This window comes from Chitinophaga cymbidii (genome assembly GCF_007992715.1).
In the GTDB taxonomy this organism is placed as follows: Bacteria; Bacteroidota; Bacteroidia; order Chitinophagales; family Chitinophagaceae; genus Chitinophaga; species Chitinophaga cymbidii.
In genome coordinates this window covers 244,115-260,799 of the sequence record NZ_BKAU01000007.1, presented here as the reverse complement: position 1 = coordinate 260,799, position 16,685 = coordinate 244,115, and the positions used below count along the sequence as shown (strand labels likewise).

Annotated in this window: 11 protein-coding genes and 1 riboswitch; all 11 genes read left to right on the top strand. The window is 53.2% G+C overall.

The window, feature by feature from the left end; genetic code table 11:
• Positions 1-81: 81 nt before the first annotated feature.
• The 11 genes from CCY01nite_RS25210 to CCY01nite_RS25160 all read left to right on the top strand — a co-directional run bounded on the left by CCY01nite_RS25210 (position 82) and on the right by CCY01nite_RS25160 (position 16,664).
• Positions 82-1,200, top strand: a complete 1,119-nt coding sequence (locus tag CCY01nite_RS25210) for a FecR family protein (RefSeq protein ID WP_146867336.1) — start codon at positions 82-84, stop codon at positions 1,198-1,200.
• A gap of 113 nt (positions 1,201-1,313) precedes the next feature.
• Positions 1,314-4,745: a SusC/RagA family TonB-linked outer membrane protein gene (locus tag CCY01nite_RS25205; protein WP_146867335.1), complete on the top strand. Its 3,432-nt coding sequence runs from the start codon at positions 1,314-1,316 to the stop codon at positions 4,743-4,745.
• A gap of 99 nt (positions 4,746-4,844) precedes the next feature.
• Positions 4,845-6,251: a RagB/SusD family nutrient uptake outer membrane protein gene (locus CCY01nite_RS25200; protein ID WP_186831260.1), complete on the top strand. Its 1,407-nt coding sequence runs from the start codon at positions 4,845-4,847 to the stop codon at positions 6,249-6,251.
• A 14-nt stretch (positions 6,252-6,265) separates the two neighbouring features.
• Positions 6,266-6,994 carry a DUF4843 domain-containing protein gene (locus CCY01nite_RS25195; protein WP_186831259.1) on the top strand — a complete coding sequence of 243 codons (729 nt, stop codon included), beginning with the start codon at positions 6,266-6,268 and terminating at the stop codon, positions 6,992-6,994.
• Positions 6,995-7,013: 19 nt separating this feature from the next.
• A complete protein-coding gene (locus CCY01nite_RS25190; RefSeq protein WP_146867332.1) occupies positions 7,014-8,519 on the top strand; it encodes a PKD-like family lipoprotein in 1,506 nt (501 codons plus the stop codon).
• A 16-nt stretch (positions 8,520-8,535) separates the two neighbouring features.
• On the top strand, positions 8,536-9,624 hold the full coding sequence (locus CCY01nite_RS25185) for a TlpA disulfide reductase family protein (RefSeq protein ID WP_146867331.1): 1,089 nt from the start codon (positions 8,536-8,538) through the stop codon (positions 9,622-9,624).
• 158 nt (positions 9,625-9,782) lie between these two features.
• Positions 9,783-9,995, top strand: a riboswitch (cobalamin riboswitch).
• Positions 9,996-10,107: 112 nt separating this feature from the next.
• Positions 10,108-11,415, top strand: a complete 1,308-nt coding sequence (locus tag CCY01nite_RS25180) for a DUF5074 domain-containing protein (RefSeq protein ID WP_146867330.1) — start codon at positions 10,108-10,110, stop codon at positions 11,413-11,415.
• Between the two features lie 83 nt (positions 11,416-11,498).
• Complete coding sequence (locus CCY01nite_RS25175; protein ID WP_186831258.1) at positions 11,499-13,592, top strand: TonB-dependent receptor; 2,094 nt, start codon at positions 11,499-11,501, stop codon at positions 13,590-13,592.
• Positions 13,592-14,704, top strand: a complete 1,113-nt coding sequence (locus tag CCY01nite_RS25170; RefSeq protein ID WP_146867328.1) for a DUF5074 domain-containing protein — start codon at positions 13,592-13,594, stop codon at positions 14,702-14,704. The genes CCY01nite_RS25175 and CCY01nite_RS25170 overlap by 1 nt, the downstream gene beginning before the upstream one ends.
• Positions 14,705-14,715: 11 nt before the next feature.
• Positions 14,716-15,684 carry a PKD domain-containing protein gene (locus CCY01nite_RS25165; RefSeq protein WP_146867327.1) on the top strand — a complete coding sequence of 323 codons (969 nt, stop codon included), beginning with the start codon at positions 14,716-14,718 and terminating at the stop codon, positions 15,682-15,684.
• 71 nt (positions 15,685-15,755) lie between these two features.
• Positions 15,756-16,664: a mechanosensitive ion channel family protein gene (locus CCY01nite_RS25160; RefSeq protein ID WP_146867326.1), complete on the top strand. Its 909-nt coding sequence runs from the start codon at positions 15,756-15,758 to the stop codon at positions 16,662-16,664.
• The last annotated feature ends 21 nt before the right edge of the window (positions 16,665-16,685 follow it).

The following is a 16,685-nucleotide window of genomic DNA, read 5'->3' as shown; positions in this document are numbered from 1 at the left end:
TCAAATCCAAATTATTTTTCAAAACACTAAGGGTAATCTTCCCTGAGAAGACTCATTATATAAACGCCCTTCCTATCAACCATGGATCAGGATCATTTAAACAAGCTTGCACAGAAGTTCCTGGAGGGGACGGCTACCGACGTTGAAAAAGCGCAACTGCATGAATGGTACGACCGTTTGTCCGCCAGCGGGGAGATCCCTGAGGATGCCGAGGCATTGCGCCTGCGGATGCAGCAGCAGATTGCCCGCCGCACCGCCGGCAAGGTCCGCTGGTACAGGCTGACCGCCGCCGCAGCGGCTGTGTTGCTCCTTGTATCAACAGGCGTTTACTTCCTCCGCAGCAGCAAGCCTGCACAGGAGGCAGTTAAAACGCACCACTACAAGCAGGACGTAGCGCCGGGCGGCAACCGCGCCACGCTTACCCTCGGAGATGGCAGCGTGATTGAGCTGGACAGTGCGCAGAATGGCGCATTGGGCAGCCAGGGTAATACGCAGGTGATCAAAATGGCCGGTGCGCAGCTGGCTTATGACAATGGCGATCCCGGCGGCCGGGAGGTGTTTTATTATAATACCGTGAACACCCCCCGCGGCGGCCAGTACCAGATCATACTCCCGGACGGCAGCAAGGTGTGGCTGAACGCCGAGTCTTCCCTGCGATTTCCTACGGCGTTTTCGGGAGATGAAAGAAAAGTGGAACTCACCGGTGAAGCATATTTCGATATTGCAAAGGATGCCGCGAAGCCATTTGTTGTGCAGGTGAACAGGATGGAAGTGGAGGTGCTCGGCACGGAATTCAATATCATGGCCTATGCTAATGAAAGAACAGTGAACACATCGCTGCTGCGCGGCGCCGTAAGGGTGCGGAGCGGCGGCGCCGGAAGCCTGCTCAGGCCCGGACAACAGGCGCAACTGCATAAAGACGGCAAGCTGAACGTTGTAAACCATCCCTTTATTGAGGAAGAAGCAGCCTGGAAAGACGGCATGTTCATTTTTAACAATGCAGCCCTCGAAAACATCATGCGCAGGATCTGCCGCTGGTATAATGTGGAGGTAGACTTTACATCAGAAAAATTAAAAGGCCAGCTGTTTACCGGCCAGGTAGCACGACAGGAGAACTTGTCCGAAGTGCTGAAAATGCTGGAATTAACAGATGCCGTACATTTTGACATAGAGAACAGAACGATTGTAGTAAAGCAGTGAATGAAGATCAACCATCAACATGAGATTCAAAATCAAACGAGTACTGCGTAATTATCCCGCGCAAAAGAAGCGCCGTTGTTGCATTTAATGATTAATTAAAAAGGACTGCTAGTATGAAACTAACTGACTATCTGAAGTCACCTCCCGGGGTGATCTGGCATCGCCATGCGGTGAAGTTGCGATTATTCCCGCTGTTTACCTTGCTATTTATCCTGACGGCATTTTCAAATGCGCAGGCGCAGGAAGTAACCTTGAATGTAAAGGATGCGCCGCTGAGCACGGTTTTCCGGCAGATCAGGCAACAAACAGGATATTCCTTCCTGTACAACAATGCATCGCTGGAAGGTACCAGGAATGTAACGGTCAATGTGACCAAGGCACCGCTGGTGCAGGTGTTGCAGATGGTGCTGGATGAACAGCCGATCACATTTACGATCTCTAACAAAACGATCGTTCTGAAGCCGGGGCCTGTTTATCCGAAAGTTCCGCAACCGGCCCCCAACCAACCGCTGGAAGTACGGTCAAAGGTCGTTGACGAGCGTACAAAAGAGCCAATTCCCGGTGCTTCCATCGCCGTTGTAGGTGCTAAAACGGGCGTGATATCCGACCAGGATGGCCGTTATGTGATCCATGTGCCGAAGGGCACAAAATTGCAGATCAGCTTCATGGGATATGAAACGCTGATCGTCACCATCCAGCAGGCAGGCGAGCATGTACATCCGTTGAGGGTTTCGCAGCAGTCTATCAAGGACGTGGTAGTGACGGGCGTTTTCAGCCGTCCAAAGCAGAACTTTACCGGCGCGGCTGTTTCCTTCACGCAGGAGGATCTCAACAAGGTCACCAACACCAACGTGCTGACCGCCCTGAAATCCCTCGATCCCTCTTTCCAGATGCCGGACAACCTCAACCTCGGCTCCAACCCCAACGCATTACCGGAAGTGGTGCTGCGCGGCGGTAACAGCCTGGTAGACATCAGTCAGGCCGGCGACGCCTCCATATTCAATTATAACAATGCGCCCAATGTTCCGCTCTTCATCCTGGATGGTTTTGAAACCTCCCTGCAAAGGATCAACGACCTGGACATGAACCGCATAGCTAAAGTAGACATCCTCAAGGATGCGGCCGCCACGGCCATCTACGGTTCCCGCGCTGCCAACGGCGTGATCGTGATAGAAACGATCCGTCCCCAAAGTGGTGACCTGCGCGTTACCTACAACGCCAGCATGTTCGTGGAAGCGCCGGACCTTACGGGCTATGATCTGCTGAATGCCCGGGAAAAGCTGGAACTGGAAAAGAAGACCGGCGTTTATACCTTTTACGGATGGAATCTGAGGGAGGAACAATTACAGTACTTCTACAATAAAAGACTTGCAGACGTTGAGCGCGGTGTGAATACAGACTGGCTCTCAAAACCCCTGCGCACGGGCATCGGGCACAAGCACAACATCTATGTAGAAGGCGGGGCGCAGGACGCATTGTACGGCGTCAGCCTGACGTACGAAAACCAGGAGGGCGTTATGAAGGGCTCGGACCGCCGCAATATGATGGGAAATACTTACCTGAGCTACCGTATCAAGAACTTCCAGTTCCGGAACGACCTTACACTCAGCTTCAACCGCGGCAACGAGTCACCCTATGGTTCCTTCCAGCAATATACCCGCCTGAACCCTTACTGGACGCCCTATGATGATGAAGGCAATATGAAAATATACCTCGAAGAAGTACGGGATATCAATGGCAATTACCTGAACAACTTTGATCTGTATGATAATCTGAACGGACAGCGGCCAGGCAGAGCAGTGAATCCACTGTACAACGCGAGCCTGAACACGATGCATCAGACCAACTACCAGAACATTACCAACAATTTTTCTGCGCAATGGCAGGCGCTGCCCTGGCTACGTTTCTCTACCCGCCTGGCTTTCTCGCAGCAGAAAGACGAGCTGGACGTATTCCGGCCGGCGCAGCATACGGCTTTTGTAGCTGTTCCTACTTTTGAGAAAGGAGATTATCAAAAAGGGTATGGCCGGCGTACCAGCACGGAAGGCATGCTGATGGGGGATGTGAACAAACGTCTTGGAGATCACATGATCTTCGGTACCCTGGGCCTGAATTTTCAGGACATCGCGCACCGGGGCGAGCATTTCAGGGTGCAGGGATTTCCGAATTCCACGCTCGACCAGCTGATACTCGGCAATCAGTTTCCGGCAGGCAGCAAGCCCCTGGGCACCGAATTCCGCTCCCGTCTTCTCGGCTACCTCAGCAACCTGAGCTATTCTTATGATAACCGGTACCTCCTCGACCTTTCATACCGCCTGGATGGATCTTCACAGTTCGGTTCCGATCAGCGCTTCGCACCCTTCTGGTCCGCCGGCGCCGGCTGGAACCTGCATAATGAAGACGTGCTGCGGAAATTACGTTTTGTCAACCGCCTGAAGCTCCGCTATTCCATCGGCTACACGGGCTCCCAGAACTTCCCGAGCTATCTCGGACTGAATACCAGCCAGTATTATACCGGGATGGAATATCGCGGCATCATCGGCACGCGGCTGCTGGGGTACGGCAATACCGCCCTCGCATGGCAACAAACCCGGAAAAGCAACTTCGGTGCGGACATCACCCTGTTTAACCGCCTGGACGTAGTGGCCAATTACTTCGTGGAAAGAACGCAGGGCAGTATCGCTAATATCACCTTGCCACCCTCCACAGGCTTTACAACGTATGCCGAGAACATGGGCGACGTGCTCAGCAAAGGATGGGAAGCAAATGTCCGCTTCAATATCATCAACAATCCCGGATCGCGCGACAACTGGTCCGTTTTCGTGAATGCATTCCATGTGAAAAGCACCATCGAAAGGGTATCCAATACATTACAGCAAATGAATAAAAGGGCGGATACCACCTATTCCTCCACGCCGCTTATCCGCTATGCGGAAGGCCAGTCCACCGCGGCGATCTGGGCAGTGGAGTCCCTGGGCATCGACCCCTCTACAGGTGTGGAGATCTACCGCACACGCGACGGCAGGCTCACCAATATCTACAATCCGCTGGACCAGGTGATCGTGGGAGACAGCCGGCCGGATATTGAAGGTACCTTCGGCACCAACGTGGAGATCAAAGGCATCGGCATGAATGTTTTCTTCCGCTTCCGTTATGGCGGTCAGGCTTACAACCAGACGCTGATCGACCGTGTGGAGAACATAGAATATGCTTATTATAATGTGGACAGAAGGGTAGCGGAAGACCGGTGGATGAAGCCGGGTGATCACACATTCTTCAAAGCGCTCACACCGGCGGACGGCATGGGCACAGGACTTACAAGGGCTTCTTCCCGCTTCGTGCAGGACAATAACGAACTGATCTGCGAAAGCCTTTCGGCTTACTACCGTTTTTCCGACGAGCTGAATAAAAAAATGCGATTGCAGAACACCAGGATCACCTTCTTTACAGGCGATCTCTTCAGGATCACCAGTATCAAACGTGAGCGTGGCCTGTCATATCCCTTCAGCCGCACCTTTACGCTTCAGCTACAAACTTCCTTCTAGTCCTTTAAATAGATGAATATGAAATTCAGCAGAAAATATCGACTGGTTCTTGCTTTAGGGGCTGCCATTTCACTCTCGTCATGTTCAAAATGGCTGGACGTGTCTCCTAAAACACAAACCCGGGAAGAAGACCAGTTTTCTTCCGCCCAGGGTTTCATTGATGCGCTATTCGGCGCTTACCAGCAGGCGGCAAGCGATTCCCTTTATGGCAAAGAGCTTACTTTCGGTGCGCTCGACGTACTGGCCGGCAGGTATGAAAACAAGGCGAGCGGGGCCTTCTACGGCGATTTTGCCCGATATAATTATACGAACGTATCCAGCACTACGTCTTCCCGCATGAACGCGGAGGCCACGCTTGAGGGTATATGGTCTACTGCATACGCTACGATCGCGCAGTGCAATTATATTCTCAAGAATATAGAAGCCGGCCGGTCTATGCTTGGTACCGTCAACTACAGCGTCATTAAAGGCGAGGCCATAGCCCTGCGCGCATTTTTACATTTCGACCTGCTGAGGATGTACGCACCGGCATACCTGGATGGCGCAAATGCCGCAGTGAATGCCATTCCTTACATGGAGCAGTTCACAGTGCTGCCGCAGGAAAAGCGGACAGTAGCCGCGATACTCGACCGGTGTGAACAGGAACTCCTGGAAGCAGAGCAACTTTTGTCCGTGCACACCGACATCGATCAGATAGCCGGCAACCAGGGCTCCGTTTCAATAGACCTGTTCCTCATGTACCGCCAGAACCATCTGAACTACTGGGCAGTGAAAGGCGCCCTCGCCCGCCTGTACCTTTACAAAGGCGACAAACCGCAGGCATTGAAATATGCGAAAGAAGTGATCGAAAGCGGGAAGTTCCGTTTCATGACCGTAGCGGAACTGGGCGTAGATCCCGGTACCACCGCCTCCGATATCACCTTCACGCCTGAACACATCTTTTCCGTTTATAAATCCGATTTGAGAAGATTGGCGGAAGATCTGTTCAAACCTTCGGCGGACAACCGGGAAGATAACCGCGACCTGTATTCCACCGTCACCAAGGTGAACAACATGTACGAAACGTCCGTACCCGGGTATGGCACCGACATGCGTATTCCCGCGGCTTCCAAACCCATCTGGTCCGCCTCCACGGCCGGTGGCTGGATATATACCAGGAAGTATTACGCAGACAATCAGAATAACGTAAAACAGCGTGTGATGCCCGTAATGCGCCTGCCGGAAATGTATTACATCGCAGCGGAAGCTGCCGCTTTGCCGGCAGACGGACTGGCTTACCTCAATGAGGTAAGGACCGCGCGCGGGCTTCCGGTGCTGACAGATGCTGCTACGCTGGATGTTGAGCTGCAGAAAGAATACCGGAAGGAGTTTTATGGCGAAGGCCAGTTCTGGTTTTACCTCAAACGCAGAAACGTGACCACGGTCCCCGATGGCGTAGGCAATCCCATGACGGAAGCGAAATATACATTCCCGCTGCCGCTGGTAGAAATCGAATTTGGTAAATAAAAAAAACAGGAATGATGGAAAATAACAAACTGATCATATATGCCGCACTATTCCTCGCCGTGCTGGCAACCGCCTGTTCAAAGGAAGAAAGGGTCATGTACCAGCAGGACCCCAGGGTATATTTTACAAAGTTCGTCACGAACTCCGACAGCACGATGTACACCTTTGCCACAGGGCCGGATGACATCACTGTAGACACCGCCTGGCTCAACTTCAGGATCATGGGAGATGCCGTTGACCATGACCGGGAGATCAAACTGACAGTGCTGGATACTTCCACCGCTGTGGCGGGCTATCATTATGCGGTACAGCCGCTGATCATACCGGCGAATGCATTTGATGCCCGCATACCGGTATTGTTATACCGGCGTCCCGGTTTGAAGGACAGCATGGTGCATGTTGTTTTCGAGATCAGCGAATCAGCGGATTTCAAACCTGGTTACAGCGATAAACCCAATCCTTTCGCCAATAAATATGACCGGCTGCACTACAAGGTGAGCATCAACGATCAGCTGCTGAAGCCGGGTAACTGGGACGGCAGCCTGTCACCGAGCTTCGGCGCCTATTCCATGGTGAAGTTCAAATTCATGATAGATGTAACAGGAAAGACCGTCTGGACCGGCGCCATTTTCCCCGGTGACATGCAATACCTGATCCAGTCCGTAAAGCTGGCGCTTTACAATTACGAGCAGGCCAACGGGCCTATGTATGACGAGAACGGAGAACAGGTAGTGTTTCCTTAATAATCTTAAAAGCATTGAAATGAAATTTTCAGGAACCATATTATCTATACTGCTGGCCGCATTGCTGACAGGTTGCTATAAGGATAAAGGCAATTATGATTACAAGCCCATCAACCGGCTGGCAGTATCCGATCCCGCCAACCCGGTGAACATTTCCATTACACTTGGGGATTCGCTGAAGATCACGCCCGTCATTGAGCAGTCGGCCAGCCAGCATGAAGACAGCCTGTCCTACGAATGGATGGTATTCGATAACTCGCCCGCCAGCAGCTATACCATGCCCAGGACGGTGATCTCCACCGATCGTAACCTGGCCGTGGAGATCAAGGACCCGCCTTTTTCCCTCGGGCAGAATTACCGCCTGACCTACCGGGTAACAGACAGAAACACCGGTGTCAGTTCCGCTATTTATTACAATCTCACCATCATCAATAAGTATGCGACCGGCTGGATATTGCTGGAAAGCAAGCCTGCCGGCGGCGATCTCTCGATGATCCTGCCGGACGGGAGCGTGGAAAGAGGTATTTACACTTCGCTGAACCCGTCCTATCCGCTGGAGAATCCCGTAAAAGTGGAGCTTTCGCCGTTCCAGGTAACGGACGATGTGTCCGTCACCTCCCGGAAGATCTATCTGCTGGGAGCAGGTAGCGGTATGGAGCTGGATTACCAGACCATGTTGCGGAAATTCGATTATGCTTACCTGTTCTACGGCGCGCCCGCGGTGATCAAACCCCTGCGTATGACCTGGATGAGCACCAGCGCCAATGCCAACAGCCTGTTCGCTTCACAGGGTATTGTGATCAATGATGGAAAGGTACATGCGAACCTGGTAGGCGGTTTCCCCGGCTCCAAGAAATGGGGGGCGGCGCTGAGCACGCCGGAAGGGCACTATAATTATGAGGCTACGCCGTTTGTTGCCGGAGGCACTACTTATAGCGCCGTGATATATGATAAGGTGAAAAAGCGTTTCTACCAGGTAGGCAATACGGCGTTGACCAATCTGCCTATTGCGGCCAGTACATTGTTTGATATGAATGATGTGGGGCTGGACATGCTTTATCTCGATTCCGCAAATATCACCCGGGAGTATAATGCGGTGATGAAAGATGCGTCCAATGTACCCTGGCTGCTCCGCTTCAAGCTGGCGATAGCGAACAACGACCCGCCGAACGTCACCCTCCAGAAAACACAAATGAATGCCCCCGGCATCCTCAACATGACCGGCATGGCCTCATCCACCATCACGCCGCACATCTACTACGCCACCGGCAACACCATGTACCGCTACGAAACCACCTCCAACACCACCGTGCAGCAATACACCTTCCCGGCAGGGGAGACGGTGACGCAGATGAAGTTCCTGCGCCAGCCGGAAGGCGCTTCGCTGCTCGCGGCTGTGACCTGGGACGGTACGCAGGGCCGGCTGTATTTCTTTGAAGTATCCTCCGTTGGTAATTTCAGCGAATACAGGAACCGCTATGAAGGCTTCGGCAGGATCGTGGACATCGGATTTAAAGTACCATAACCTTAAATACAGTTGAATGAAAAGATTGTTAGCCATTGCGCTTTTATGCTCTTCTGCCGCTTACGCCCAGAAGAAGGAGGCTTTCGTTCTTAAAGGAACGATCAAAGACCGCCCCTCCGGTAAAGTATACCTCGGCCATACCGAAAACAAAAAGCAGGTGCTGGATTCCACCATGCTGCAAAACGGGCAATTCAGCTTCAGCGGCAAGACCAGCAGCGGACAATTCTACTTCCTGCGCTTCGAAGGCGTCCGCAACGGATACAGCTTCTTTGCAGATAAAGGTACGATGACGTTTACGGCGGACAGTGAACTGAAGGATGTAACCCTTACCGGCACACCGCATCAGGCCGCGTACAAAGCGTGGAATGAAGCCTGGAGCGTGATCCATACCAAAGCCGGTACTTTATATCAAAAGCTGGATGCCGCCGAAAAGTCGAAAGACTCGGTAGCCAGGGCAGATGTCAAAAAGGGATTTGACGAGCTTGGTGAGGAAATGGATACCGCCGTATTCAGGTTCGTACGCAAATACGCTGCTTCGCCGGTTGCGCCCTGGGTCATCATCAGCCGCTATATCGATTACCCCGCTCCTGAAAAAGTGGACATGCTGATGCCTGTGCTGAAGCCCGCTGCGCTCAACTCCGTATACGGAAAGCAGATCGTGGAGATGAAGGCAATCGCGGCAAAGACCGGCATCGGTGCGCGGCCCGATTTTGCACTGGCCGATACCGCAGGCAACATCGTAAAGCTATCCAGTTACAAAGGAAAATATGTGCTGGTTGATTTCTGGGCCAGCTGGTGCGGGCCCTGCCGCAGGGAGAACCCGAACGTGGTGGCTGCCTTTAACAGGTACAACGGCAAAGGCTTCGAAGTGCTCGGCGTAACGCTGGACACCAAGCGCGATGCATGGCTCGCCGCCATCGCCAAAGACGGGCTGGCATGGGTACATGTGGGTGATCTGAAAGGATGGAAAAGCGATATCGTGGAGGAATACGGCATCCGTTCCGTACCCACGAACTTCCTGCTGGACCCCTCCGGCAAGGTGATCGCAAAAGACCTGCGGGCAGAAGCATTGCAGGAGAAACTGGCGGAGCTGTTTGCACAATAGCCATACTGAAACCTGTACCATAATAAGGGTCGCTTCCATGCGGAGGCGGCCCTTTTTTTATCCTGCGGCAGGCGCCTCCCGCAAGCGCTGACATACTGTGCCGCCCGCCGATGACCACCATCATCCCTTTAAATTTTGATAATTCCCCCCGTTATCTTAGGTTTGCATCCGCATTTGGTTGCTGCGTCCCAACACCGGGACGCGCATTAAAAGGGAATCCGGTGCAAGACCGGAGCTATCCCCGTAGCTGTAATCCTGCTTCCGCTCCGCGGAACGTTTTTCCGGATCATCTCCAAGCCACTTTCGAAAAGAAGGGAAGGCCGCCGGAAAAGCAGGAAAGCCAGAAGACCTGCCAACTGAATTTCCATCAACGCTTTCGGGTGAAAAGTCGGGATGTAACGCCATGTCAGCGATATATTCTTGTTATGCGTTGGGTATGCAGCGAACTGCGTACGGTTTTTGTTGAGAAAAATAAAACAGCATATGAAAAAACATGTACACCTCCTGGTGCTGGTGCTGGCATTCGCCGCCTGCCGCCGGAATGATGATGTGTCGCCAATGGCTCCCAAAGCATGGGCCGCGAAGGTGCAGGACACGCTTGCACTCGGTGAATCCGTCCGCCTGGCGCCGCTCATTAACCCCACCGCCGGCGTTACCTACCAATGGCAGGTGAACGGCGAAGTTTCCGGCGCTGATTCCGTCTATACCTTCCAGGCCACCGAAGGCGGCGAATTCCGCGTTGTGCTTCACCTCAGCAACAACGTCGGCAGGGATTCCCTGGTGTACAACATCAAGGTATGGGGCAAGTACGAGAACGGATTTTTCATTCTTAACGAAGGATGGTTCGGCACGGAAACCGGCAGCGTGCACTATTACGCATATGGCGCGGATACGGTGAACACCCGGGTATATAAAAAGGAAAACCCCGGCAACGCCTTCGGTACAATTACCAACACGCTGCAATACGGCGCTATCTATCATAACAAGCTGTACATGATGCTGAAAGCCGGCGGTCCGCTTATCGTGACGGACGCGCAGACGCTGAAAGAAACCGGCCGCGTGGAAAGCGTGGCAGACGGCAATGGCATGACGTTCGTGGGGGTGGATGATAACCGCGGGCTGATCGGCGCGGGTGATGGTATTTACCCGGTCAACCTCAATACTCTTGGCCTCGGCGGCAAGATCGCCGGTATTTCGGGAACAGTGGGCAACATGCTGCAAAGCGGCGATTATATTTTCGCGCATACCGCGGCGGACGGACTGGTAGTGCTGGATAACGCCACCTTCGGCATCGTGCAGAAGCCTTACAAAGCGACCATCGGTTTTGTGCAGGGGAAAGACGGGCTTGTTTACGGCGCAAAAGATTCGCTCCTGATGAGCATCGATCCGAAAACCCTGGAGCTGGATTCCGTGAAAATGCCCTTCCATACCGTAGTGCCCTGGGGCGCGTGGAGGAGCGTGAACATGACGGCATCCACAAAAGAAAACAGTATCTATATCGTTCGTCCCGGTGCGGGCTGGGCATATGGCACACAGCTCTACCGCTATACTTCCGGCAACGCCGCTTCTCTCGACGAGCCGTTCATCACCCTGCCGGACGGGCAATATTTCTATGGCTCCGGCGTGACCTACGATCCGCGGAATAATGAGCTGGTGATCACCACCATCAACGGTCCGTTCTCGGGCAGCACCAACCGCCTCCTGTTCTATGACGCGGCAAGCGGCGCCCTGAAGAAAACGGTTTCTTTCGAAGGCTGGTACTTCCCGGCCATGGTGGTGCTGCAACCATGAAGTTAAAACCAATCCTGACCATATGTTGCGTTGAGGCCTGCCTGTTACTCACATGCAGTGCTTCCGCGCAGCAAAAGGCCGATATGCAAAGACAGGCGAATTACGTTGCCCACGCAGGGGAGTCCCGGCGCAACCTATGGAGCGGCAGGCGGGGTGCAGCAGATACAATGGCCGCACTGCCCCGCAACCTTTGGAACGGCAGACCCGATGCAGCGGATACAACGGCCGCACTGCCCCGCGACCCTTCGGACGGCAGGCCCGATGCAGCGGATACAACGGTCCATCCCGCCCGCGATCTCAAAGGTATCACCGTGGAAGCCAAACGCATGCAGCTCCTCATCCGCACCAGCCATCCCGTACAGATACTCGCCGGCGAAGACCTGCAAAAACGCAACAGTCTCAGCGTAGCGGATGCCGTACGGTTCTTCTCCGGCGTGCAGCTGAAAGATTACGGCGGGATAGGCGGGCTGAAAACCATCAACGTCCGCAGCATGGGCACCAACCACACCGCTGTGTTCTACGATGACCTGCAGCTCGGCAATGCGCAGAACGGACAGGTAGACCTCGGCAGATTTTCCCTTGATAATATCGACAGCATCAGCCTGTACAGCGGGCAGCAGAATAATATCTTCCAGCCGGCGCGGGGCTTCTCCGCCGCCAGTGCGCTGTACATCACGTCCCGGCAACCGGGCGATTCCGCATACGGGAACGCCAGGATCAGGACCGGTTCCTTCGGCCTGATCAATCCTTCCGTCCGCTGGCAGCAAAAGATCAGTAAACGTATATACGGCAACGTGAGTGCGGAATACCTGCATGCACACGGGAGATACCGCTTCCGGTACACCAACGGCGCATATGATACCACCGCCATCAGAAACAATGCGGATGTAAAAGCCTGGCGCGTGGAAGGCGGACTGAAAGGTTATTTGAAGGACAGCAGCAACTGGACGTTCAAAGTCTATGGTTACCAGTCGGAACGCGGCCTCCCCGGCGCGATCGTGGCGAATCATTTTGAATACAGCCAGCGTTTGTGGGATAGGGACCTCTTTGCGCAGGCAGGCTATAACAAACAGTTCACCCGCCGCTACAGCATGCAGGCGCGGGCAAAGTACACCCATCTGTTCACCCGTTACCATGATCCTGAATACCAGAATGAAAAAGGCTTTTTAGACAACCGTTACACCCAGCAGGAGGTATACCTGTCCATCGCCAACCGGTATCAAATTAAAGATTGGTGGGAAGCAGTGCTGAGTATGGACTTCATCGCCAACAAATTAGACGCGAATATTTATCGCTTCAGTTATCCCGTTCGTTATACAACCCTCGTGGCCCTGGCCTCCCGCATATATTCCGAACGCTTTGAAATGCAGGGCAGCCTGCTCGGCACCATGGTGGACGAGTACGTGCGCTTCTACACCGGCGCCGGCAGCAAGCGCGAACTAACACCTTCATTTTCCGCATCCTGGCAACCATTTGCGGAACATCATTTCCGCATCCGCGCCTTCTACAAAAACATATTCCGGATGCCCACGTTCAACGATCTGTACTACACCTTCATCGGCAACACCAGCCTGCGCCCGGAGTACACGAACCAGTACAATGCGGGCTTCAGCTATGCAAAGCCTTTCCGCGGCCGCCTGCAATACATCGCGCTACAGGCCGATGCGTATTACAACAACGTGAAAGACAAGATCGTAGCGGTGCCTGCTGCCAATTTATTCAGATGGACGATGATGAACCTGGACAAAGTAGTGATTAAAGGAGTGGACGTAAGCCTGCGTGCGGGCATGCAGCCGGTGGATGGAGTAGACGTTACGCTCGGCGTGAATTATACGTTCCAGGAAGCGCAGGACCAAACGCCCGGCGGCTACAACTACGGTCACCAGATACCCTACACGCCCCGGCACAGTGGCTCCTTCACGGCCAATGCAAGCTGGCGGAACTGGGACCTGAATTACAGTTTTATTTACACTGGCGAACGCTACAGCCAGAAAACCAATATTCTCATCAACTACATCGAGCCGTGGTATACTAGCGATATGTCGTTGTCCAAACGCTTTTCGCGGTACGGCATTACCGTGGAAGTCAATAATCTTTTGAACCAGTATTACGATGTGATCCTGAACTTTCCCATGCCTGGCAGGCATTTCAGGATCACGGGAAACATATCATTCTGATGATGAACAGGATATTCATATTGAGCTGCTTCGTGCTGCTGGCCGCCTGCCGGAAAGGTGTGGTGATTCCGCGCGTGGAATCGGAGATGGTGCGGAACTTCCAGCACTCCGCGCCGCCGGATGGAAAGGTGCGCGGGCTGTACCTGCTGAACGAAGGGAATATGAACATGAACAAAGCTTCACTGGATTACCTCGACCTGACCACCGGCCGGTACGACCGCCGCATCTTCACCGCGTATAACCCGGAAGTAACCAGGGGCCTGGGGGACGTAGGCAATTACATCGCCATTTACGGCGCAAAGATGTACCTCGTGATCAACAACTCCAATAAGGTAGAAGTGGTAGATGCGCATACGGTCACGCGCATACGTCAAATCAACGTGAACCAGTGCCGTTACGTGGATTTTTATAAGGATAAAGCCTACATCACTTCCAACGACGGCTACGTAGCGGTGGTGGATACCGCCACGCTGGAAGTAGAAGCAAGAATACCCACCGGCCGTAATCCCGAGCAGCTGATCGTAGCGGGGAATAAACTGTATGTCGTTAACTCCGGTGGGTACAGTCCACCTAACTATGAAAAAACCGTTTCTGTCATCAACCTGGATACGCAGCAGGAAATCAGGCGGATAGAAGCGGGCATCAACCTGCACCGCATGGCGCTGGATGCCTACGGCGATCTTTATGTGACCTCCCGCGGCGATTACTATGATGTGCCGTCGAAAATATTTGTCATTGATACCCATACCGATCAGCTGAAGCAGACGCTGGACATCGCGGCGAGCAACCTCTACATTCATAACGACCTGGCATATATCTACAGTGTGGAATGGAGCTACATCACCGGTACTAACGCCATCAGCTATACGTTGTTGAATGTCAGGGATGAAACGGTGCTGGATAAAAGTTTTATTACAGACGGAACAGAAAAGCAGATCAAAATACCTTATGGCATTGCGGTGGACCCGGAAACGGAAGATGTGTTCGTGACCGACGCAAAAGATTATGTAACGCCCGGCACGCTGCATTGCTACGATAAAAGCGGGAAACGCAAATGGTCGGTAATGACCGGCGATATTCCCGCGCACTTCGCATTCCTCAAAACCAATTAAAACGCTATACGATGAAAAGGAGATACTTCCTGTTGTTGACCATCGCCGCGGGCATTGCCGCGTGCTCGAAGAATGATAACCCCGCGCCGGAGCCTGCGCCTGACCACTTCCGGCCGGCCACCGATACGAGCAGCGAATTTATCAGCGCTGTGTATGCATACATGCCGGCACCCGGACAGTTCGTGAACTCCTCCATGACGGGAGATTCCGCCGGCGCGCAGCGGCTGATCGGCGGGTTCAGCGGGCTGCTGTCGCTCGGTGGCTTCGGGGGATATGTGATCGTGGGCTTTGATCATTCCATCGAAAACAAAAGCGGGAACGACCTGGGCATTTACGGCAACCCGCTGGTGAACGCCGGCCAGGAATGGTCGGAACCCGGTATTGTAAAGGTGATGCAGGACCTGAACGGCAACGGCATACCGGATGATGATGCCTGGTACGAACTGAAAGGCAGCGAATACGACAAGCCGGAAACCATTAAAAATTACAGGATCACGTACTACAATCCCAAAAACCTGACGGACGATATCATATGGAAAGATAACCAGGGACAGACGGGCGTAGTGCTCAGGAATATGTTCCACGCGCAATCCTATTATCCCGCCTGGACGCCCAACCAGGATTCCATGTCGTTCGAAGGCACGAAGCTGAAGAACACTTTGGAGCAGGTGAACGATCCGGTTTACGGTCCCGGCCTGATCACCAACAAGCCGTTTGAAAAAGGGTATGCGGACAATTGCTCACCGGTGTTCCTGCAGATCCGTGACGAAGAGGGGCGGGGGTACAATGCATTTGACATCTCCGCGGCGGTCGACAAACAAGGTCAGCCTGTGGCCCTGCCGTACATCGACTTCGTAAAGATATACACCGGCCAGAACTGCAACGGTGATCCCGGCACGGACCCGGATACGCCCAACCGCATGCTCGGCGAGGTATCCACGGAAGTCTCCGGTGCGGTGGACCTCCACATCCGTAAATAATTATATATTCCTCAATTAGCAAAACGGCTGGCATCATTCTGTTGCCGGCCTTTTTTTGTAATTTTGGCGGCATGCTTACCGATCAGGCTACATATAACAGGAAGAAATTCAGGAACCAGATACTCATCTTTATTATCAAGCTGGTAGTATACCTCGGGGTAGTGTACCTCAATTTTACCTTTCACGAACGTTTCGAGAAAGAATATGAATGGGTCAGCCGGGTTATAAAAGCCCTTTCGCTGTTCCTCGGCGCTAATTTGCTGATTTCCATCGGCTGGATCGTGATGATCTTCTGGTACCTTCAGAAGCACCGCCTGCAAAAGCTGACGCGCGACAACTTCGTACTGGGCATCAACCGTATTTCCTCCGTGCTGAACAGCGTATTTTTCCTGGTGGCCCTGCTGCTGCTCTTCGGGCAGAAGATATCAGACCTGTTCTTCAGCCTCAGCATTGCCGCCGCAGCGTTCGCGCTGCTGTCCAAAGACTACGTAACGAATATGATCAACGGACTCCTCATCATGTTCTCCGACCAGCTGTCCCTCGGCGACCAGATCCGGGTGAACGAATACCGGGGCAAGGTGCTGGACATTACGCTGATCAACGTGGTGCTGCAGAACGATGACGACGATATCGTGCTGATCCCCAACTCGGTGATCTTTTCCTCCATGGTGCTGAACCAGAGCAAGCAGAACATCAAAAAGCTGACGATAGAGTTCGAGCTGGACCTGAAGCACCATACTTCCCCCGAAGTAGTGGAAAAAGAGCTGAAGAGCGTGCTGCGCCCGTTTTCCAATAATATTACCGACAACAGCTTTTCGCTGAAGATACTGGAGATCAAAAAAGATTCCGTCCACTACAAGGTGCAGTTCCTGATCCCCCGTCCGGATAAAGAAACCGAACGCCGGATGCGCCGCCTGCTGAACAGCTGCATCCTGTCCTTTTCCGGCCGCGAGGTGAACACCGCTGAAACGCCTTCGTAAAAACGCCGGTAATCATTATCT

Excerpts from the sequence above, each read along its gene's own strand:
- CCY01nite_RS25210 (WP_146867336.1), top strand. The coding sequence starts at position 82 with ATGGATCAGGATCATTTAAACAAGCTTGCACAGAAGTTCCTGGAGGGG.
- CCY01nite_RS25205 (WP_146867335.1), top strand. The coding sequence starts at position 1,314 with ATGAAACTAACTGACTATCTGAAGTCACCTCCCGGGGTGATCTGGCAT.
- CCY01nite_RS25195 (WP_186831259.1), top strand. The coding sequence starts at position 6,266 with ATGGAAAATAACAAACTGATCATATATGCCGCACTATTCCTCGCCGTG.
- CCY01nite_RS25190 (WP_146867332.1), top strand. The coding sequence starts at position 7,014 with ATGAAATTTTCAGGAACCATATTATCTATACTGCTGGCCGCATTGCTG.
- CCY01nite_RS25185 (WP_146867331.1), top strand. The coding sequence starts at position 8,536 with ATGAAAAGATTGTTAGCCATTGCGCTTTTATGCTCTTCTGCCGCTTAC.
- CCY01nite_RS25180 (WP_146867330.1), top strand. The coding sequence starts at position 10,108 with ATGAAAAAACATGTACACCTCCTGGTGCTGGTGCTGGCATTCGCCGCC.
- CCY01nite_RS25175 (WP_186831258.1), top strand. The coding sequence starts at position 11,499 with ATGCAAAGACAGGCGAATTACGTTGCCCACGCAGGGGAGTCCCGGCGC.
- CCY01nite_RS25170 (WP_146867328.1), top strand. The coding sequence starts at position 13,592 with ATGATGAACAGGATATTCATATTGAGCTGCTTCGTGCTGCTGGCCGCC.
- CCY01nite_RS25165 (WP_146867327.1), top strand. The coding sequence starts at position 14,716 with ATGAAAAGGAGATACTTCCTGTTGTTGACCATCGCCGCGGGCATTGCC.
- CCY01nite_RS25160 (WP_146867326.1), top strand. The coding sequence starts at position 15,756 with ATGCTTACCGATCAGGCTACATATAACAGGAAGAAATTCAGGAACCAG.